Here is a 19577-nt window from a genome sequence, read left to right on the forward strand (position 1 = left end):
CCCTTGTCCAGCATCAAGTGCCGCGAGCCGGCACGATCTGACACTGGTCGGCAGGAGACAACACCCATGAAGCTGAACCACCTCGAAGCCGCCGTTGACGCGGTGCTGGCCCACATTCCCGGCGACATCGTCATGGCGATTCCGCTGGGCCTGGGCAAGCCCAACACCTTCGTCAATGCGCTGTACCGGCGCATCGCCGCCGAACCGAGCCGCCGGCTGACGATCTTCACCGCCCTGTCCCTGCAAAGGCCGGTGGGCCAGAGCGAGCTGGAACAGCACTTCCTCGCGCCGCTGGCCGAGCGCGTGTTCGCCGACTACCCCGACCTGGACTATGTGAAAGCGCTGCGAGGCAGCGGCCTGCCGCCCAATATCCGGGTGCATGAGTTCTTCATGAAGACCGGCGACTACCTCGGCAACGACGCAGCGCAGCAGGGCTTCGTCTGCACCAACTACAGCTTCGTGGTGCGCGACATGATGGCGCAAGGCGTCAACCTGATTGCACAGGCGGTGGCCGAGCGCGACGGTACGCTCTCGCTGTCCTGCAACCCCGACCTGACGCTGGACCTGATCGAGCAGCTGCGCGCCGCCAACCGGCCCTTGCTGTGCATCGCGGCCATCAATCGCGAGCTGCCTTTCATGCCGGGCGAAGCCGTCGCCGGGCCTGCCACTTTCGATCTCGTGATCGACTGCCCGGCCAGCAGCCATGCCTTGTTTGCACCGCCCAACGCAGCCATCGGCTGGGCCGACCATGCGATCGGCCTGCATGCCTCCAGCCTGGTGGTGGATGGTGGCACCCTGCAGATCGGCATCGGCTCGCTGGGCGACGCCATCGCCAATGCCCTGATCGTGCGCGACCGCAGCGGCGAGGCCTACCAGCGCATGCTGGCCGCCCTCTGCCCCGACGGCCTGCAGGGCCGCGAACTCGGCAGCTTCACGCAGGGTCTTTACGGCTGCTCGGAGATGTTCGTCAACGGCTTCATGCGATTGATCGACGCCGGGCTCGTGCGCCGCCGCGTCTTCATGGACCCGCTCCTGCAGGCGCTCTCCAACGAGGGACGTCTGGGCGAAAAGCCCGGCCCCGGCTTGCTGGCCCTGCTGCTCGAGCGCGGCCGCATCGCCTGGCCGCTGCGCCCGATGGACCTGCACTGGCTGCGCCGCTTCGGCATCGTCAAGCCCGATGCCCTGCCGCTCGACCTGGACGACAGCCAGGCGCTGGGTGATCACTGGCTGAACGCGCCCATCATGCATGGCGGCTTCTTCCTCGGCCCGCGCGACTTCTACCAGCGCCTGCGCGAGCTGCCGGAAGGGCTGCGCGAACAGATCTCGATGACGCGCATCTCCTTCATCAACGAGCTCTACGGCGACGGCATTGCCGACGAAGCCCTGAAGCGTGCCCAGCGCCGCCAGGCCCGGCTGATGAACACGACGATGAAGGTGACGCTGCTCGGCGCGGCCTCGTCCGACGGACTGGCCTCGGGCCAGATGGTCTCCGGCGTGGGCGGCCAGTACAACTTCGTGGCCATGGGCCATGCGCTCAAGGATGCACGCTCCTGCCTGATGCTGCGCGCCACGCATGACAACGCCCACGGCCTGACCAGCAGCATCGTCTGGGACTATGCCAACTGCACGATACCGCGGCACCTGCGCGACATCGTCATCACCGAATACGGCGTCGCCGACCTGCGCGGCCAGAACGATGAAGAAGTGGTGCGACGCCTCCTGAACGTGGCCGACTCGCGCTTCCAGGACCAGCTCATGGCCGAGGCCAAGGCCCATGGCAAGCTGTCGGCCGACTACCGCATTCCGGCGCCGTACCAGAACAACCGGCCCGAGATGCTGCGCGACACATTGAGGCCCTGGCGCAACGAGGGCCTGCTCGGCGACTTCCCGTTCGGCACCGACCTGGACGAGGACGAGCTCAAGATCGTGCGGGCACTCAAGAAGCTCAAGCACGCCAGCCATCATCCGGCCGAGTTGCTGCCAATGATCTTCCAGGGCCTCACCGGCGAGCGGCCGGTGCCGCCAGCCTATCTGGAGCGCCTCGGGCTGGACCAGGCCCACAGCTTCAAGGACCTGTTCCTGCGCCGGCTGTTCGCCGTCAATCTCTAGCGGCGTCCAGCGGCTCGACCGTCACCGAGGCCTGCGGCTGCGCCTGGCCGCCGCCGCGTATCACGCCGCGCAGCGGCGCCACGTCGGCATAGTCACGGCCCCACGCCAAGGTCACGTGATCGAGCGCTGCAGCGACATTGTTGGTCGGGTCCAGCGCCAGCCAGCCCTGCTGCGGACACCAGACGTGCACCCAGGCATGCGAGGCATCCGCTCCGATCAGGCGCGGCTGCCCTGGCGGCGGCAGCGTCAGCAGATAGCCACTGACATAGCGCGCCGCCAGGCCGAGTGAGCGGCAGGCCGCGATCATCAGGTGCGCGAAATCCTGGCAGACGCCCTGCCCCAGCGCCAGCACCTGGTCGGCTCGGGTGCCGACATCGGTGCTCATCGGCAGATAACGGAATTCGCGGTGGATCTGGCTCATCAAGGCCTGCGCAGAAGCCGCCAGGGGCTGCCCCGGCAGGAAGGCGCGGCGGGCAAATGCAGCCAGCGCGGCATCGGGCTTGGCCAGCGGCGAGGCCAGTGCGAACTCGGCCGCCTCCAGCGGTGCGCCACCACTGCGGTAGCGCAAGGTCTCGGCCACCTGCTCCCACGGCGGGCTGCTCTCGGCCCACAGCTGCGGCAGCGGCGGCGCCAGCAGCCCGGCTTCGAAAAAGCTCGTGACCTGCAGCCGCTCATGCGGGCCATCATGGCCAAACAGCAGCCGGCCATTGCCCCAGGGGTCGCGGCTCATCGCCAGCGGCGGCGGTTCGTCCGTGGCCCACAGGGCGGGTCGCGGGCTGACCTGCAAATGCCAGCCGCGCACCGCCTGCCACGGCGTTTCGCGCGGCAGCAAGCAGGCCAGGTGATGCGCCAGCTCGACCGGCGCACCGTAGTGGTAAACCGTGTCGTGTCGCACCCGCAGCCAGCGGCGCTGATCGTTGCCGCCCATCATTGCCACACCCGGTGGTCCAGCGTGCCGACGTGCGCGAAGAAGCGCCGCGAGATGGCCAGCGACAGCGCACGTGCCTCGTTGCCGCAATCTCGCAGCAAGGCAGCCAGCATGGCGGGCTGACCCAGTTGCTCGAGCAGGAACTGGTCGGGCCGCGGCAAGGCGGCCACCGCGCCCTCGGCCCAGGCCTGCTCATGGCGGGCCAGCTTCAAGAGCCGCTCGCGCAAGGTGCGCGCCACCCAGGCCAGGGAGCGCGGGTTGTCGCCGTCGAGCACCAGCAACTGCAAGAGCGGCAGGAGCTCGCGCCGCGCCTGGAAGCGCGCCCGGTAGGTGATGGTTGAATCGAACAGGCCCAGCAGCAAGGCGAAGCCTTCGTCATGCTGGGTCAAGTCATGCTCGAGGCCCAAGGCCAAAGCGCCGGCGAGGAAGTCGAGCCGCTCGATCTGGCGGCCCACGCTGAGCAGGCGCCAGCCGTCGTCGCGCGTCATGCGGTCGGTCTGCGCGCCGGTGATCGCGGCCAGGTGGGTGGCTGCCCGGCCGAGCAGGCCCAGCACATCGGCCAGCGGCTCGGCACTGCCGCTGGCGAGCACAGCGGCCAGGTGCTCGCGGAAATGCTCGCCCACTTCATGGATCAATTGCCAATGCTCGCCCGAGAGCCTTTCGCGCAGGGCCTGGCCGCTGCTCGCCAGCGACTGCAGGTTCCAGGCCACGCTGTGCGCACCGCCCAGCTCGCCCAGCGCCTGAATCAGGCGCTGCTCGAAAGCGAGCGCATCGCCGTCCTGAACAAAATCCAGGGGCAGCAGACCTTGCTGGCGGCACAGCCGCGCCAGCATTCGCAAGAGGTCTGGCGATGCCGCGTTGCGCTGCACCGCGGCCAATGTCTCCAGGCTCAGGCGGGCCAGGCGCACGCTATTCTCGGCCCGCTCGGCGTAGCGGCCCAGCCAGAACAGGTTCTCGGCCGCACGGCTGCTAACGCGGCGCTGCATCTGCGTCAGCTCCTCGGCCGTGAGCGGCCGCGGCAGCAGGCTGCTGCGGTCCACCGGGCCCTCGGTCTGCACCCAGACATCGGCGCTGGCGCTGCCTTCGCGGATCGACAGCCAGGCATCCGCGCCACCTTCGCCACGGCTCGCCACACGCGCCAACCCGCCAGGCAGCATCTTCCAGCCTCCCAGGCCATCGGCCATCGCATAGACGCGCAGCACCGCCGGTCGAGGCTCCAGCGCGCCATCGCGCCAGACCGGCGTCTCCGAAGGCCGCAGCCGCGTCAGCAGGGTGTGGGCGGCCGGGTCGGCTTCGACACGGCGCTGCACCTCGGCAAGAGCGGCCGCATCCAGGCCCGCCAGCACCTGTGGCTTGAAGCTTTGCGTGCAGTCGCTGGCCGGAAAGCTCGGCGCCAGCACGAACTCTCTCAACTGTTCGCGGCAACGCTGCCAGACCGATTGCTCGCCACACCACCAGGCGGTCGCCGCCGGCAGCTTCAATTCCTCGCCCAGCAGGGCCTGGCAGACGCCGGGCCAGAAGGCCGCAAGGCCTGGGCTTTCCAGCCAGCCGGCGCCGGGCGCATTGGCCATGACCAGGCCGCCAACGCGCAGCGCCTGCAAGAGACCGGGCACGCCGAGGATGGAGTCCCCACGCAGCTCCAGCGGATCGACATACTCGTCATCGACCCGGCGCAGCAGCACATGGATGCGTTCCAGGCCATGCAGGGTCTTCAGGAAGAGCTGGTCGGAGCGCACCGTCAGGTCGCTCGCTTCCACCAGGCTCAGGCCCAGGTGGCGGGCCAGGAAGGCCTGCTCGAAATAGGTTTCGCTCAAGGGTCCGGGCGTCAGGAGCGCCACATGCGAGCGCTCGCCGGCTGGCGACAAGCGCATCAGCCCCTGGACGAACGATTGAAAGGCCGTGCCCAGGCGCTGGACCGACAGTTCGCGAAAGGCTTCCGGGAACTGCTGCGACACGATCAGCCGGTTCTCCAGCAGGTATCCCAGGCCCGAGGGCGCCTGGCAGCGCTGGCCGACGACCCACCAGCCGCCGTCCGGCCCGCGCGCCAGGTCCACCGCCAGCAGGTGCAGGAACACGCCACCCGGCGGCCGGCAGCCATGCATGGGCCGGAGGTAGTGCGGATGGGCCAGCACCAGCGAGGCGGGCAGCTGACCATGGCTCAGGAGACGCTGCTCGCCATAGACATCGCTCAGCACCCCGTTGAGCAGGCGCGCGCGCTGCAGCACGCCGGCTTCGATATGCCGCCAGTCTTCGCTGCCTATCAGAAGCGGCAAAAGCTCCAGCGGCCAGTCGCGCGCGGCATCCCCTTCCGGGCTGTGGATGTTGTGGCTGGCACCGTCCTCGTGGATGCGCCGCTGCACGCGCTCCGCGCGGTGCGGCAGGTCCGCCCATTGCGAGGCACCGCCGGCGGCGAAGAAGCGCTGCCAGGCCGGGGCAAGCGGCGCATCGGCACTGCCCGGACCGGTCAAATGCTGGCGCAGCTCGTCGTAATGCCCGAGGTCGCCGCTGTGGGCGGCGGCTTTCAGGAGGATGCGGAGCTGGGCGTCTGGCGTTGTCACCCCCGCATGATGCCTGGGGCGCGGGGCGGTGACGTTGCAAGAATGCCCAAACAGGCATCCGGCGCTGGTCGCATTTGGATACAGCAATTGCCGGGCAAGGCTATAGGCTAGACGCCATCTCATCACGTCGTTCCAGCAGGAATCAGGGAAATGAAGGCGCTGACAAGAATCTGGGGGCCTCTTGCATTGGCTCTGGCACTGGCGGGCTGCGCTTCGTTGCGCGCGCCAGAGCCGGCCTTGCAGAAGGTAACCCCGATGACCGAGCAACAGAGGATCGACGCCGCGCGCCAGGCCGAGTTCGATCAGAGCCTGGCCGCCTGGCGCGGCGCGCCGGTACAGGAATTGCGCGCCAAGCTGGGCACGCCTTCGGCCGTGCATCCGCAGCGCGATGGCTCCAGTGTCTACGTCTATGCCAAGAGTGCCCGCCTGAGCAGCGCCAAGGGCCCGGTGGACTTCCGGTGCGTGGTCCGCTACCTGGTGGACGGCCGCACCCAGCGCATCAACGGCGTGGAAGTCGAAGGCTGCTGAGGCCGGCTCAGAACAGGCGCAGAAGCAGCCCCGCCAGCCCCGCGCCCAGCACAACCTGGATCACGCCGCGCTGGTAGCGGAACAAGGCCACGGCGGCCGCCACGCCAATGAGCGCCGCGGGCCATTCAAATGGGCCGCTCAAGCCCTGCTGCCAGAGCACATGGCCGGCGAAGAACAGGGCCAGGTTCAGAATCACGCCGACCACGGCCGCCGTGATGGCGGTCAGCGGCGCCGTGAAGCGCAGTTGGCCATGAGTGCTTTCGATGAAGGGCCCGCCCAGCAGGATGAAGAAGAACGAGGGCAGGAAAGTGAAAAACGTGACCACCGTGGCCGCGACCGCACCGGCCAGCAGCCGCGCTTCAGGCCCGAAGAGCGCCTGGCTCCAGCCACCGACGAAACCGACGTAGGACACCACCATGATCAGCGGGCCAGGCGTGGTCTCGCCCAGCGCCAGGCCGTCAATCATCTGCGTTGCCGACAGCCACTGGAAGTGCTCGACCGCCCCCTGGTAGACATAGGGCAGCACCGCGTAGGCGCCGCCGAAGGTCAGCAGTGCGGCCTTGGTGAAGAACCAGGCCATCTGGGTCAGGAGTGCATGCGGTCCGAATACCAGCGCCAGTCCGGCCATCGCTGCAGCCCACAGGCCGAGAAAGACCAGCACGAGCTTGCTGAACCGCGCCCAGGAAAAGCGCGCATGGGCCGGCGTCGGCGTGTCGTCGTCGATGAACGCCGGTCCCGGGCCGGTGCGGCTGGCCGCATGCGCCGAGCTGACGCCAAAAGCGGCCGGCACGCAGCGGCCACCGAGCCAGCCGAGCAGGCCCGCCCCAAGCACGATCAGCGGGAACGGCAGCTGCAAGGCAAAGATGGCCACGAAGGCCGCCGCCGCGATGGCCCACAGCCAGGCGTTCTTCAGGGCTCTCGACCCGATGCGCCAGGCGGCATGCAGGACCAGGGCGGTGACGGCAGGCTTGATGCCATAGAAGATGCCGGCGATCAGCGGCAACTGGCCCCAGGCCATGTAGACCGCTGAGAGCGCGATCAGGATCAGCAGCGAAGGCAGGACGAACAGCGCGCCGGCGACGATGCCGCCCCAGCTCCGGTGCAAGAGCCAGCCGATATAGGTCGCCAGCTGCTGGGCCTCCGGCCCGGGCAGCACCATGCAGTAGTTCAGCGCATGCAGAAAACGGTTCTCGGAGATCCAGCGCCGCCGCTCGACCAGCTCCTCATGCATCAGGGCGATCTGGCCCGCCGGGCCGCCGAAGCTGATGAAACCGAGCTTCAGCCAGAAGGCCAGGGCTTCGCGGCGGCTCGGGCCGCTGGGGCGTTCGTACATCGGTATGCCGCCAAGCGGCGCGTGGTGAGGAAGACCGTCAATATCGCATGCCGCCCACGCACTAGCCCGGGCCCAGCATCTGGCGGACGTCGACCCAGCGGTCGAAAATCTTCCGCGCTCGAGCCGCCCGTCGTCAGTGCGCTTTCACGCAGATCAGGCGGATGTCGTTGCCGATCTTGATCGTCTCGGCCAAGGTGGTCAGGGCAATCCCGGGGGGCAACGCTTGGCCGCCGCGCGCGGCCATCGGCTATGCTTGCCGCGCACAGCAAAGCGCCCCGTTTGGCCTACAGGCGAAACGGACGCGAGGGCAGCGCCGGGACAGGAACGACCAGAACCGCCAGCGCCGATCCGGGGTCCTGAAATTCGACGACAGACCCCGGTCGACTGCCCCGAGCAGACTCGAGACAAGCGACACAAGTCACCCAGACAGGCCAGCCAGTGTAACCGGATTCAGGCTGATTTAACGATAAATATGCGCCTTGCAGAGCTGCGAGGCGTTTTGCAGAGGTTTGCGACATGAAGTTCACAGACGGCCAATGGATGCTGCAGCCCGGCGTTGCGGCGCACTACGCGACCGAGACCTATGCGGTGCAGGTCTATGAAGACAGGCTGGTGGTCCTGGCCACCACGCGGGCCATCAAGCACCGGGGCGACACCTTGCAAGGCCCGACCTTGACGCTGACTCTCAGCTCGCCCAGCGAGGGTGTGATTCGCGTGCAGGTCGAGCACTTCTCGGCCTCGCAGCCGCCGCGGCTGAACGTGCCGATGCCAGGCATGACCCGGCCCAACGTGCAGCTCGATGAGACCGAAACCCAGGTGACGCTGACCTCCGGTGCGCTCTCGGTCGAGCTGCGCAAGGGTGAGGGCTGGAGCCTCACCTTCCGCGAGGGCGGCCGTGTGCTGACCAAGAGCGACTGGCGCAGCCTCGGCTATGTGCAATGGGCCGGCAAGGGCAACTTCATGCACGAGCAGTTGACGCTGTCGGTCGGCGAATATGTCTACGGACTCGGCGAGCGCTTCACCCCTTGGATCAAGAACGGCCAGGTGGTCGAGAACAGCAACAAGGACGGCGGCACCGCCTGCGAGCAGGCCTACAAGAGCGTGCCCTTCTATCTGAGCAGCCGCGGCTATGGCGTGCTGGTGAACGAGGCCGGGCCGGTGTCTTTCGAGGTCGCTTCGGAGAAGACCGCGCGCGTGCAGTTCAGCCGCGAGGGCGAAAGCCTGGACTACTGCGTTGTCGCCGGCCCAACGCCCAAGGAAGTGTTGAGCCGACTCACGGCGCTCACTGGCCGCGCACCGCTGCCTCCGGCCTGGAGCTTCGGCCTGTGGATGACCACCTCGTTCACCACGCAATACGACGAGGCCACGGCCACGCATTTCATCGACGAGATGAAGCGCCGCGAGCTGCCACTGGCAGTGTTCCATTTCGACTGCTTCTGGATGCGCGAGTTCCAGTGGTGCGATTTCGAATGGGACCGCCGCGGATTCCCCGAGCCCGAGGCGATGCTGGCCCGGCTGCATGCCAAGGGACTGAAGATCAGCCTCTGGATCAATCCCTACATCGCCCAGCAGTCGCCGCTCTTTGCCGAGGGCGCGCGCTCGGGTTTCTTCATCAAGAGAAGCAACGGCCTCACCTGGCAGACCGACCTCTGGCAGCCCGGCATGGCCATCGTCGACTTCACCAACCCGGCAGCCGTGGCTTGGTATCAGGGCCATCTGCGCCGCTTGCTGGCCATGGGGGTGGATTGCTTCAAGACCGATTTCGGCGAGCGCATACCGAGCGAGGGCGTGGTCTACCACGACGGCTCCGACCCGGTGGAGATGCACAACCTCTATGCGCTGCAATACAACGAGGTGGTCTTCAATCTGCTGCGCGAAGTGCGCGGTGAGGAAGAGGCCGTGGTGTTCGCCCGCTCGACCTATGCCTCGGGCCAGCGCTTCCCGGTGCACTGGGGCGGCGATTGCTGGTCCAATTTCGAATCGATGGCAGAGAGCCTGCGTGGCGGCCTCTCGCTCACCAGCTGCGGCTTCGCGTTCTGGAGCCACGACATCGGCGGCTTCGAAGGCAACCCGCCACCGGCCGTCTACAAGCGCTGGATTCAGTTCGGCCTGATGTCCTCGCACAGCCGCTTGCACGGCAGCAGTTCCTACCGGGTGCCATGGCTGGTGGACGAAGAGAGCTGCGATGTGCTGCGCGCGTTCACGCACTTGAAGCACCGGCTGATGCCCTACCTCTATGCCAAGGCCATCGAGGCGACCGAGACCGGCATGCCGATGATGCGAGCCATGGTGCTGGAGCATCCGCAAGACCCGGCCTGCGCCACGCTGGACCGCCAGTACCAGCTCGGCGAGTCGCTGCTGGTGGCGCCGGTGTTTACCGAAAGCGGGGAGGTGGACTTCTATCTGCCGGCCCATGGTGCAGGCAAGTGGACGCATCTGCTCTCGGGCGAGCAGCGCGAAGGCGGCCGTTGGCATCGAGAGCAGCACGACTTCATGAGCCTGCCGCTCTATGTGCCGCCCAACACCGTGCTGCCCTGGGGCGCTGAAACCGGGCAGCCTGACTATGACTACGCACGCGGTCTGACGCTGCGAGTCTTCGGGCTGGCAGACGGCGCCAGCGCAAGCTTCACGGTGGCCTCGGCCACGGGTGGCATTGCCGCGCGCGGCACGGTCACTCGCGACGGAGCGCTTTACAAGGCGCAGGTCAGTGACGGAGCGCTGCAGGACTGGTGCCTCGAGGTCGACGGCCAGCGCAGCCCGGTGCAGGCCAGCGGTGTCAGCCTGTCCTGGAACCGGGCCTGAGGCGGTGCAGGGCTTCGTTCGCGCCAGCTTCTGCGCCACCTACTGCGCCGCCGCGCTGCTTTCGGGCGGCGCGGCGGCCGACGAGATCCAGGTGAACCAGGTCGGCTTCCTGCCCGGCGCTGCCAAGTGGGCGACTGTGCCCACCGGCAAGGCCGTCGGCTTCAGCGTTGTCGATGCGAAGAGCGGCAAGCGGGTGGTGACTGGACCGCTGGGGAAGCCCGCCACCTGGGGGCCCTCAGAACAGTCGATGCAGCTGGTTGACTTCTCGTCGCTTCGCAAGCCCGGCAGCTATCGTCTCCAGGTGACGGGCTTGGCCGACTCACTGCCATTCGTCGTGGCCAGAGATGCCTATGCGGCCCTGAATGCGGCAAGCATCAAGGCCTTCTATTTCAACCGTGCCAGCACTGCCCTGCTCCCCAAGCATGCCGGCCCCTTCGCGCGGCCCGCCGGCCATCCCGACACCGAGGTCCGCATCCATGCCTCGGCCGCCAGCGCAGGCCGGCCCGAAGGCACGGTGCTGTCCTTCCCCAAGGGTTGGTACGACGCAGGCGACTACAACAAGTACATCGTCAACTCCGGCATCACTTGCTACACGCTGCTGGCTGCCTACGAGCACTTCCCCGCCTACTTCCAGCATCAGGACTTGAACATTCCGGAGAGCGACGACAAGGTCCCCGACCTCCTGAACGAGCTGCTGTGGAATCTCGAGTGGATGCTCGCCATGCAGGACCCTTCCGATGGCGGCGTCTATCACAAGCTCACCAACAAGGGCTTCGATGGCAAGGTGATGCCGCACCAGGCACAAGGCGAGCGCTATGTGGTGCAGAAGAGCACGGCCGCCACGCTGGATTTCGCCGCCGTGATGGCCACGGCCAGCCGCGTGTTCGCCGGCTTCGAGCGTGAGCAGCCTGGCCTATCGGCCCGCATGCTCACGGCCGCGCGCTCGGCCTGGCAATGGGCGCTGGCCCATCCTGTCGAGGTCTATCGCCAGCCGGCTGACATCCATACCGGCGGCTATGACGACGCCACGCTCGATGACGAGTTCGCCTGGGCCGCGACCGAGCTCTACATCACGACGCGCGAACCAGCGTTCTACGCGGCGATCAAGGCCGCCACGCTTGAGGCGCGGGTTCCGAACTGGGGCGATGTGGGCGGCCTGGCCTGGGTTTCGCTGGCGCATCATCGCGAGCGACTCACGCCCGCGGCCGACCAGGCGCTGATACGCCAGCGCATTGCCGGCCTCGCGGCTGATCTGACCGGGGTCTGGCACGGCTCGCCCTATCGCCTCAGCCTCCAGTCCAAGGACATGCAATGGGGCAGCAACTCGACCGCCCTGAACCAGGCGCTGATGCTGATCCAGGGCTACCGCCTCGGCGGAGATCGCCGCCAGCTCGATGCCGCGCAAGCCGCGCTCGACTACGTCTTGGGCCGCAATCCGCTGGGCCGCTCCATGGTCACCGGCTTCGGCCAGCGCCCACCCCTGCATCCGCACCACCGGCCCTCGATGGCCGACGGCATCGAAGCACCGGTACCCGGCTTCCTCGCCGGCGGTGCCAACGCGGGTCAACAGGATGCCAATGGCTGCCCGCCGTATGCCTCGAAGCTGCCAGCGCTCTCCTATCTCGACCACGATTGCAGCTATGCCAGCAACGAGGTCGCCATCAACTGGAACGCGCCGCTGGTGTATGTGTCGGCCGCACTGCAAGTACTGACCAGGGCTCCACGATGAGCAGCACAGCCTCGCCTCGCCATCCGCTTACCTGGGTGCCCTCGCTCTATCTCGCCATGGGCCTGCCCAATGTGATGGTCGGCGTGGTGGCCGCCATCATCTACAAGAACCTCGGCGTGCCCAACGAGGACATTGCGCTCTACACCTCGCAGATGTACCTGCCCTGGGTTCTGAAGCCCTTGTGGGCGCCGCTCCTGGAACCGCTGCGCAGCCAGCGCTGGTGGATCGTCCGCATGCAGTTCCTGATGATGGCCTCGCTGGGCGCGGTGGCGTTCTGCCTGCCGCTGGAGGGCTTCTTCCGCGCCTCGCTGGCCTTCTTCTGGATCACCGGTTTCGCCTCGGCCACGCAGGACACCGTGGCCGACGGCATCTTCATGGCGACCATGCCGGCGCGCGAACAGGCGCGCTATGCCGGCCTGCAGGGCATGTGCTGGAACCTGGGCGCCGTGCTGGGCTCGGGCCTGCTGGTCTCGGCCACCGGCCTCATGCACACGCGCTTCGAACTGCCCTGGGTGCAATGCTGGATGGTGGTGATGATCGCCACGGCGCTCTTGATGGGCGTCTTCGGCATCTGGCATCTGCGCATGCTGCCGCCGGGGCCGCCCGCCAGCGCTCCGGCCGCCGGCGGTGGATTTGCGGCCTTGCGCGATGCCTGGGCCGACTTCTTCCGCAAACCGCAGATCTGGATGATGCTGGCCGTCATCTTCTTCTACCGTTTCGGCGAGGGCTTCATCGAGAAGTTCGGCCCGCTGTTCCTGCTCGACCCGCGCAGCGCTGGCGGCCTTGGCCTGGACAACGCCGCCCTGGGCACCATCAACGGCACGGTGGGCACGCTGGCGTTCATCGCGGGCGCCTTTCTTGGCGGCTTCGTCGCGGCGCGGCTCACCTTGCCGCGCGCCTTCGTGTTGCTGGCGCTGACCCTGAACCTGCCGCATGTCACCTACTTCTATCTGAGCCAGACCCTGCCCGAAAGCAGCTGGATGATTGCCGGCCTGGTGACGATAGAGAAGCTCGGCTTCGGCATGGGCTCGGTCGGCCACATGCTCTACATGATGCAGCAGGTGGCGCCAGGCCGCTTTCGCATGGCGCACTACGCCATGGCTACTGGCGTGATGGCGCTGACCAAGTGGTCCACCGGCACCGTCAGCGGCTGGGTCTGGAATGCGGTCGGCCATGACTACCGCAACTTCTTCCTGCTGGTGCTGCTGTTCTCGGTGCCACCGGTGCTGCTCGCCTGGGCGGCACCGTTCCCGCAGCGGGAAAGTTCGGACTAGCCCAGCAGGCTCGAAAACTTCTTCCGGTACGCAGCCGGCGTCAGCCCGACCTCGCGCTTGAACAGGCGGCGAAAGAAGGACGGGTCTTCATAGCCGACCTCGCTGGCAACAGCGTCGAGGCCGCCGGCCTGCCGTGCTTCGATGATGCGCTTGGCCCGCTCGATCCGCAGCGCATGCACATAGTCCATCGGCAGGTAGCCGGTGGCGGCGCGGAACCGCCGCGTGAAGGTCCGCCGCGTGAGGCCGGCATGCCGGGTCATGGCCTCGACCGGGTTGACCTGGGCCACATGCTCGGCAATCCACTGCTGGCAGCGCTTGATCGCATGATCCTCGTCCTGGATCTGCAAGCCCCGGTCGGCAAACGGCAACTGGCCGTCCTCGTGCCCGGACAGCAGGTAGACCTTGGCCGTCTGCAAGGCATGCTCCGGGCCGCAGTAGCGGCTGATCAGGTGCAGGGCCAGGTCTTGCCAGGCGGTCACGCCGCCAGCCGTCACCACGCCTTGCGCCTCGCTGTCGAGCCGCAGGATCGAGTCGGCGCAGTAGTCCACCTTCGGGTAGCGCCGCCGAAAGAGTTCGCGGTAGGCCCAATGCCCGGCGCACGAGCGGCCATCGAGCAGGCCAGCCTCGGCCAGCACCAGGGAGCCTGAGCAGACGGAGGCGACAAGCGCTCCTTGCGCGTGCATGCGCTGCAGCCAGGCGATCTCGGGACCGTAGCGTCCGTGCGGCGCTCTATCTGTCGGCGTGTACATGTCGCAGACAATCACCGCATCCACCTCCGAGTGGCTGCCGATGGCCGCATGGGGTTCGATCAGGATGTTGCCGAAGCAGCGGAAGGGCTGGGCCACGGCAGCCACGATCTGCACGTCGAGCAAGGCCTCACCCACCTGGCCGCCCACCATGTCGGGGTAGACCGCGCCGACGGAAATCAGCACGTCATACAGGCCGAAGAGCACGGAGGGCGTGGTCTCGGGCGCAGCGAGCAGGGCGATTCTTGGCCGTTGGGTCGTCATCGGTGCGGACTCCAGTCGCGACTGGCACATTTGACCCGATCTTGTGGCAATCAGCTCTTCGCATCGGCCTTGCTCCGCACTATCGTTCGGCGCATTGCAGCCCAGCCGACCATGGAGAGTGAACGATGACCGCTGTTGAACTCGCCTTTCTGTTGTTCACCCCCGCGCTTTACCTGCTGATGCTCGGTGTCGAGCTGGCTCGGCCGGCGCGAAGCTTCCCGTCGCGCTCGGGCTGGCAATGTACAGGTGCTGGCTTTCTGCTCTTGTCCATGGCCATCGGCAATGTGCTGCCGCTCTACCTGCCGCTGGACTGGATGGCCGAGCATCGCTGGATCGATGGCAGCGGCCTTGGCGTGGTGGGTGGCACCACCGTCGGCTTCGTCGTGCTGGAGCTCTTCGTGTACGTCTGGCATCGCTCGGCCCACAGCTTCAGCCCGATGTGGCGGGCTTTCCATCAGATCCATCACAGCCCACGCCGCGTCGACATCCCGGGCGCCCTGCTCTTTCATCCCTTCGAGACCGTGGCCTATACGCTGATACCGCTGTTCGTGACCGTCATCGTGCTCGGTCTAGACCCCATGGCCGCAGCCTTCACCGGCTGCCTCTTCGGCTTCTATGCCTTCTTCCAGCACTGGAATATCCGCACGCCACAGTGGCTGGGCTATCTGATCCAGCGGCCGGAATCACATTGCGTGCATCACCGCCTCGGCCTGCACAGCTACAACTTTGCCGACCTGCCGCTGTGGGACATCGTCTTCGGCAGCTTCCGCAACCCGAAGCAGTTCATGGGTCAATGCGGCTTCGAGGGCGGCCGTGATCAGCGGCTTGGCGCCATGCTTGCGTTCGCAGATGTCAACACCGACCTGTACGGCCCGGGCAGCAGGGGCGTGAGCCCGATGGGTCAAGGCCCCAAGGAGCCGCCTGCCGAGTTCAAGCCGGGCCCATAGCCCACCCGCTACCTGGCGGCGCCGACAATCGCGCCGATCAGGCCCGGATATGCTTGTTCGCCAGTGCCGCGCTTGAACAGCCCGGACCCATGGTTGTCCAGCCCGCCCGCGTCCCAGTACACCGGCACGATGCCGCGGCTGGTGGCCGCGCGGGTGATGTATTCGTCCCAGGCTTGGCGGTACTTCTCAGCGCCGGGAATGTCGGTGCGCGCAATGGCGCAGTATTCGCCCAGGATCACGGGCACGCCCTTGTCGACATAGCGCTGCTTCATCTTCTCGAACTGTGCGTCGACATAGGCCTCGTTGGCCCAGGTCTCGGTCGCCTTCGGGTCGGTGGCGCCAGCGCCCCATTGCCAGATCGTGCTCTTCTCGTTGAGCGTGAAGTTGTAGGGATCGTAGTAGTGGACCTCCATCATCAGGCGGTCCTTGGCCGTGTCGGTCGGCAGCACCGCATGCTTGAGGGTGTGGTCGATATTGGTGTTGAAGCCTTGCACCACCAGGTGCCGTAGCGCGTTGTTGCCGCCGGTAGCGCGCACGGTGCTGACAAAGAGCTGGTTGAAGCCGTTCTGCACCGCCACGTTTTCGGCCGAGGGCGCGCCATAGTCGCCCTCGACCATCACTTCGTTCGTGCCGGCGAACAGCAGCGTGTCGTCGAAATCCTTGAAATGCGTGGCGATCTGGGTCCAGAACTTGGCGAGCCTGGCGTTGGCCATGGGCTGGGCCGCATAGGTCGGTTGCAGCCAGCCGCCATCCCAGTGCGTATTGATGATGACGTAGAGCCCGGCCTTCTTCGCATAGCCCACGACCTCGGCCACACGGGCAAGCCAGGTCGGGCTGATGTTGTCATTTGCATCAGCGTTTTGCTTCCAGGCGACCGGCACGCGGATGGTCTTGAAGCCTGCCGCCCTGACTGCGTCGATCAGAGCCTGCGAAGTCCTGGCATTGCCCCAGGCCGTTTCCCCACCCATCGCTTCGAGCGAGTTGCCGAGGTTCCAGCCGGGGCTCATCTGCCTGGACAGTTGCAGGCTGGTGAGCCCGCGCATGGCCGGCGCGGGGTTGCTGACCGGCGCCGCTGCCGTGGTGCCGACCGAGCCACTCCCAGCTCCACCACTGCTGCCACCGCAACTCGGGGTGCAAAGGGTCAGACCAAGGAGAAGGGAAAACAGCAAACGGCTCATCATCAAGATCCTCGCGTTGGTGTCAGGCGCCGATGCGCTCCAGGCTCAGGAGCACGACATCATGGCTGCGCATGGCCAGGCTGAAACTGGCCCGTCCGTCGGCGCCGATGCGCAGCTCACTCTGCTTCTGCGGCACATCCGTGGTCAGCTTGTGCAGGGCGGCGACCTGCTTTTCGTCGAGCTGCTTCGGTGAGCCTTGCTCCAGATAGGCGGTGTGCGCATCGTTGGCGTGATAGCCGGTGCGGCGCTCTTGAACGCGATAGCGGCCTGGCGGCAAACGATTCAGCTGAAGCCGGACCCGGCCGACATCGCGCGCCGGCTGCGGCTTGCCGAAGAAGGAACGGTTGCTGACCTTCTGCTGCGGATCACGCCAATCCCAAACCAGGGCCTGCGTGCATTTGCCATCGGTCGCGGCCCAGCAGTCAGCATCGCTGCTCGGTATCTCATTGCCCTGCAAGGCAGCGAGGTACTTGTAGGCGAACCAGACCGGTTTGCGAATGCCTTCTCGCGTCATCATGCCGAAGCCGCCATGGAAGGGCGCGTCCGGCGGACCAGGCTCTTCGAACAGATCGCTGTAGACCCAGTAGCTCATCGACTGCGCCAGGCCCTGCGTGCGGCGCAGCTTGGCGAGCACATAGGCCGCGCTCATGTAGCTGTCATGAACCTTGTCGCGCGGGTTGTAGCTCGTGCTCCACTCGGTGAAGAACAGCGGCAGCCCCGGCAGGTGCGATGCCTCGATCTGCTCGCGCACGCGGCGCACGTCACCCACGATGGCGTCAGGCGAACTGGAGAGCTGCCGGTCCTCGACGCCGAACTCGTCGAGAAAGCCGTGGTCCACGCCATAGGTGTGCGTGCTGATGAAATCCACCGCCGCGTGCGTCGCCTTGGCATGCGCCAGGAACTCTGGCACCCAGGCCGCACCAGCGGTGGAAGGGCCACCCACACGCAAATTCGGGTCGATGGCCTTGATGGCCTGGGCCGTGCGGGTGTAGAGCTCGAAATAGGCCTGCTGGTCGGCCCGTTCCCAGAAGCCATCGAGATTGGGCTCGTTCCAGACCTCGAAGTACCACTGCCGCACTTCCGCTGCCCCGTAGCGCTGCAGGAGGTGGCGCGTGAAGGCCTCGATCAGGGCCACCCAGCCCACGGGATCCGGGTGCGAGGTGTTGCCTTCCCAATAGAAGATCTTCAGCTTGGAGGTGGCCAGCGCCAGCGGCGTGAAGCCCAGCTCGATCAAGGGCCGGATGCGCCGGGCCAGCATGGCGTCATAGAGCTTGTCGATGCCCGTGAAGTCGAAGATCAACGCTCCGTTCTCGCGCCGCACCGTCTTCAGGACGTCGTGGAAGATCGCATGAAAGCGCAGGTAGCGGAAGCCCAGTTCGTCGACTGCCGTCTTCAACTGGCTCAATGAGTCTTCGCGAAACAGGGTGCCGGGATAGTCGGCGCCCACGCAGTGATCGAAGAAGCGGTCCAGCGGCCTCCTGGCCTGGCTCAGGTCCAGGGTGATGCGGCGCTCAGGCACCGGAGCTGACCAGCCCGCGGTGCTCAAGGGCAAGGCTGCCGCAGTGGCCAGGATCTGGCGGCGACGAAAGATGCTCACGATGTCAGGCCCCTGTATTCGAAGTTGCGGAAGACGACCTCGCCCGCGCCGGCACTGAAGAGCGCGACGCGCAGGCTCAGGAAGCCGCCGAAGACGTTGTGATGCAGGCCCGAGACCTCCATCTGCCAGGCATGCTGCTTCCACTCACCGCCATCGAGCGCGTAGTGGATCGTCAGGACGTTCTCGCGATTCACGAGCTTGATGCGCATGCGGTTTGCAGTGATGCTCTCGCGCATCCAGCCATGCTCCTGGCCGTAGCCATAGGTCAGCATCTGGCTGCGGTTGAAGGCGATGCCGGCGTGGCCGCGCTCGTCGTAGAACAGTGCCAGGCCGCCGTGGCCTGCGCCCCGGACCTCCAGTTCGACCGAGGCTTCATAGCTGCGGTCGCCGATGATGCAGGTCAGCGGAGAACAGTCCGCCAGCGACGCCCCCTTGCCGCGCAGCGCCAGGCTGCCGCCTTCGATCCGCAGCCGCGAAGACTCGTCGACGGCCGGTGCGTGGAAGCTCCATTGCAGGCCCAGTTGCTGACCCGAGAAGTCGTCCGACAGCGCGAATCCCGCCGGCCCGGCCTTGCCACCATGCGGCTTCTTCAAGGGCTGATCCAGCTTGCCGCCCTTGGCTCGGAACCAGCCGTCAGGCGTCCATTCAATCGGCTCCAGCAAGGCCTGGCGACCAAGGGTGCGGAAGTCCTTCTCGTAGCCGTGATAGACCATCCACCAGTCCCCCGCCGGCCCTTCCACCACGCTGGCATGGCCACGCGACCACCAGGGCTCTTCTGCGCTTCTTGTGCGCACGATGGGGTTGTGCGGGCAATGCTGCCAAGGCCCATGAACCGATGGGGCGCGGGCCACCGTCACCATATGGCTGGTGGCCGGGCCCGCTGTGCCGCCCACAGCAGAGACCAGATAGAACCACGGGCCGCGCCGGAACAGCTTCGGCCCCTCGGGCGCAAACATCTCGACCACCCATTCCTTCGGGTACTGCCAGGGTTGCCATGCCGACTCCAGCGTGCCGTCGGTCGCCAGGCCATCGTCACGCAGCCGGATGCGCCGGCCGCCATTGACGAAGAGATAGCGTCGGCCGTCCTCGCCCACCACATGGCCAGGGTCGATGCAGCCGTCGATGCCGAGATCGACCGGCGTGCTCCAGGGGCCGCGGATGTTCTCCGCATGCGTCACATAGATCGCCGTGCGCTGGGGCTGTAGCACCGGGATGTAGAGGAAGAATCGGCCCGCGTGCTTGACCAGGTCCATCGCCCAGACGGTGCCGATGGGCTGGGTCAAGGCGGCACTGATGGTCGTCCAGTTCACCAGGTCCTGCGAATGCCAGATCAAGGCACCTGGGCAGGACTGGAAGGACGAAAACGTCATGTAGTAGTCCGCACCGTCCTTCAGGATGGTGGGGTCGGCATGGTCGCCCGCAACGATGGGGTTGCGGAACATGCCGTTGCCCAGGTCGGCCTTGCGTTGCCCTTCGATGCCGATACCGAAGCGGGGCTGAGGCGCAGCGACTGCTGGCACCGCGCCAGCCGCAGCGCCTGCCAGTGCGGTCTTGAAGGCCTGGCGCCTGGACAACGGGGCCATG

13 protein-coding genes are annotated in these 19577 nt (G+C 66.7%); 6 read left to right on the plus strand and 7 right to left on the minus strand.

All coding sequences use genetic code 11. From position 1 onward, the window contains the following. Positions 1–66: 66 nt before the first annotated feature. Entirely contained in the window at positions 67–2109 is a 2043-nt protein-coding gene (locus tag ABT392_RS15635; RefSeq protein WP_395385362.1) for an acetyl-CoA hydrolase/transferase C-terminal domain-containing protein, read from the plus strand. On the opposite strand, the gene ABT392_RS15640 is transcribed toward ABT392_RS15635, so the two are convergent. Continuing rightward, on the minus strand, positions 2099–3040 hold the full coding sequence (locus ABT392_RS15640; RefSeq protein ID WP_464970983.1) for a transglutaminase family protein: 942 nt from the start codon (positions 3038–3040) through the stop codon (positions 2099–2101). The genes ABT392_RS15635 and ABT392_RS15640 overlap by 11 nt on opposite strands. Then, positions 3037–5595 (minus strand): circularly permuted type 2 ATP-grasp protein, encoded by a 2559-nt coding sequence (locus ABT392_RS15645; protein ID WP_395385360.1) that lies wholly within the window; start codon positions 5593–5595, stop codon positions 3037–3039. The genes ABT392_RS15640 and ABT392_RS15645 overlap by 4 nt, the downstream gene beginning before the upstream one ends. A 255-nt stretch (positions 5596–5850) precedes the next feature. Here ABT392_RS15645 and ABT392_RS15650 point away from each other — a divergent pair, with 255 nt between their 5' ends. Then, positions 5851–6123: a hypothetical protein gene (locus tag ABT392_RS15650; protein WP_395385359.1), complete on the plus strand. Its 273-nt coding sequence runs from the start codon at positions 5851–5853 to the stop codon at positions 6121–6123. 7 nt (positions 6124–6130) lie between these two features. Here the strand turns inward: ABT392_RS15650 and chrA are convergent, their stop codons facing one another. Next, positions 6131–7456 carry a chromate efflux transporter gene (gene chrA / locus ABT392_RS15655; RefSeq protein WP_395385358.1) on the minus strand — a complete coding sequence of 442 codons (1326 nt, stop codon included), beginning with the start codon at positions 7454–7456 and terminating at the stop codon, positions 6131–6133. A gap of 516 nt (positions 7457–7972) precedes the next feature. On the opposite strand from chrA, the gene yicI reads away from it, so the two are divergent. The 3 genes from yicI to ABT392_RS15670 are packed head-to-tail and all read left to right on the plus strand — an operon-like array spanning position 7973 to position 13261. Further along, positions 7973–10258 (plus strand): alpha-xylosidase, encoded by a 2286-nt coding sequence (yicI, locus tag ABT392_RS15660; RefSeq protein ID WP_395385357.1) that lies wholly within the window; start codon positions 7973–7975, stop codon positions 10256–10258. A 4-nt stretch (positions 10259–10262) separates the two neighbouring features. Continuing rightward, positions 10263–11987, plus strand: a complete 1725-nt coding sequence (locus ABT392_RS15665) for a glycoside hydrolase family 9 protein (RefSeq protein WP_464970815.1) — start codon at positions 10263–10265, stop codon at positions 11985–11987. After that, the gene (locus tag ABT392_RS15670) at positions 11984–13261 is read left to right on the plus strand and encodes an MFS transporter (protein WP_395385355.1); all 1278 of its coding nucleotides are present in this window, start codon (positions 11984–11986) and stop codon (positions 13259–13261) included. Before ABT392_RS15665 ends, ABT392_RS15670 begins: the two co-directional genes overlap by 4 nt. Here the strand turns inward: ABT392_RS15670 and ABT392_RS15675 are convergent. Next, positions 13258–14271, minus strand: coding sequence for a GlxA family transcriptional regulator (locus ABT392_RS15675; RefSeq protein WP_395385354.1), 1014 nt, complete (start codon positions 14269–14271; stop codon positions 13258–13260). The genes ABT392_RS15670 and ABT392_RS15675 overlap by 4 nt on opposite strands. 125 nt (positions 14272–14396) lie before the next feature. Between ABT392_RS15675 and ABT392_RS15680 the strand changes: the two genes are divergently transcribed. Next, entirely contained in the window at positions 14397–15218 is an 822-nt protein-coding gene (locus tag ABT392_RS15680; RefSeq protein WP_395385353.1) for a sterol desaturase family protein, read from the plus strand. 8 nt (positions 15219–15226) lie between these two features. Here ABT392_RS15680 and ABT392_RS15685 read toward each other — a convergent pair whose 3' ends face one another. Genes ABT392_RS15685 through ABT392_RS15695 form a run of 3 tightly spaced genes read right to left on the minus strand, consistent with a single transcriptional unit; the run spans position 15227 to position 19576 of the window. After that, entirely contained in the window at positions 15227–16399 is a 1173-nt protein-coding gene (locus ABT392_RS15685) for a glycoside hydrolase family 5 protein (protein WP_464970816.1), read from the minus strand. A gap of 19 nt (positions 16400–16418) precedes the next feature. Further along, a complete protein-coding gene (locus tag ABT392_RS15690) occupies positions 16419–17993 on the minus strand; it encodes a GH39 family glycosyl hydrolase (RefSeq protein ID WP_395385351.1) in 1575 nt (524 codons plus the stop codon). Further along, positions 17990–19576, minus strand: coding sequence for a family 43 glycosylhydrolase (locus tag ABT392_RS15695; RefSeq protein WP_395385350.1), 1587 nt, complete (start codon positions 19574–19576; stop codon positions 17990–17992). The genes ABT392_RS15690 and ABT392_RS15695 overlap by 4 nt, the downstream gene beginning before the upstream one ends. Between the last annotated feature and the right edge of the window lies 1 nt (position 19577).

Source organism: Paucibacter sp. JuS9 (assembly GCF_044043925.2).
Taxonomy (GTDB): Bacteria; Pseudomonadota; Gammaproteobacteria; order Burkholderiales; family Burkholderiaceae_C; genus JAUASW01.

Bases quoted from the DNA above. Each gene is read 5' to 3' on its own strand.
- ABT392_RS15635 (WP_395385362.1), top strand. From the start codon at position 67: ATGAAGCTGAACCACCTCGAAGCCGCCGTTGACGCGGTGCTGGCCCAC.
- ABT392_RS15640 (WP_464970983.1), bottom strand. From the start codon at position 3,040: ATGATGGGCGGCAACGATCAGCGCCGCTGGCTGCGGGTGCGACACGAC.
- ABT392_RS15650 (WP_395385359.1), top strand. From the start codon at position 5,851: ATGACCGAGCAACAGAGGATCGACGCCGCGCGCCAGGCCGAGTTCGAT.
- chrA (WP_395385358.1), bottom strand. From the start codon at position 7,456: ATGTACGAACGCCCCAGCGGCCCGAGCCGCCGCGAAGCCCTGGCCTTC.
- yicI (WP_395385357.1), top strand. From the start codon at position 7,973: ATGAAGTTCACAGACGGCCAATGGATGCTGCAGCCCGGCGTTGCGGCG.
- ABT392_RS15670 (WP_395385355.1), top strand. From the start codon at position 11,984: ATGAGCAGCACAGCCTCGCCTCGCCATCCGCTTACCTGGGTGCCCTCG.
- ABT392_RS15675 (WP_395385354.1), bottom strand. From the start codon at position 14,271: ATGACGACCCAACGGCCAAGAATCGCCCTGCTCGCTGCGCCCGAGACC.
- ABT392_RS15680 (WP_395385353.1), top strand. From the start codon at position 14,397: ATGACCGCTGTTGAACTCGCCTTTCTGTTGTTCACCCCCGCGCTTTAC.
- ABT392_RS15685 (WP_464970816.1), bottom strand. From the start codon at position 16,399: ATGATGAGCCGTTTGCTGTTTTCCCTTCTCCTTGGTCTGACCCTTTGC.
- ABT392_RS15695 (WP_395385350.1), bottom strand. From the start codon at position 19,576: ATGGCCCCGTTGTCCAGGCGCCAGGCCTTCAAGACCGCACTGGCAGGC.